This window comes from Streptosporangium sp. H16 (assembly GCF_051918855.1).
Taxonomy (GTDB): domain Bacteria; phylum Actinomycetota; class Actinomycetes; order Streptosporangiales; family Streptosporangiaceae; genus Streptosporangium.
Genome location: NZ_JBPXMD010000144.1, coordinates 1 through 555, shown reverse-complemented (window position 1 = coordinate 555; position 555 = coordinate 1). Strand labels below are relative to the sequence as shown.

1 protein-coding gene is annotated in these 555 nt (G+C 69.9%); it reads right to left on the bottom strand.

All coding sequences use genetic code 11. The features are described 5' to 3' along the window. Positions 1-555: DUF6461 domain-containing protein (locus ACTOQ2_RS44070; protein ID WP_440108021.1), on the bottom strand; the 555-nt coding region annotated here is incomplete at both ends.

Genomic DNA, 555 nt, shown 5'->3' with positions numbered 1-555 from the left:
CCGGAGGCCCGCTCCGGCGAAGCAGTAGGCCTCGGCCTGGTGGTGGTAGAGGTAGGTGGCGAGGATCTCCTCTGCGGATTCTTCGGAGTAGACGCCGCCGCCGGGGTGGGTGTCCCATTCCTCGATGGCGCCATCACAGGCGACGGCCCCCTGGTTGCCGCTCTTGGGATTGGCGAACAGCCCGTAGCAGACGGTGCCCACCGACAGGCGTTTCATGACGCCGGGGTTGGACGCGGCGTATCCACACGGCTGGAAGACGACGCATCCGCCGGGCACGTCGGTGACACCGATGACGGACAAGGCGGCGTCGACATCCGCCCAGGGATCCTCCATGATCTCTTCAACGTCGGCGTCGTCGGCCGGTACGGCCTCCAGGCGCCGCATCGCCTCGGCGGCGGTGATGCCGGCGACGCAGGCGAGGCTGTGGCCGTCGTCGTCGAAGCGCCCCAACGCGGTGATCAGGCGTCTGGCCTCTGCCACGGCGGCGGCCTCGGCGGCGGACAGGCCGGCCTCCTCATCGGGAAGGGTGAACAGGTCGGGGGTGGGAGTGGCCAG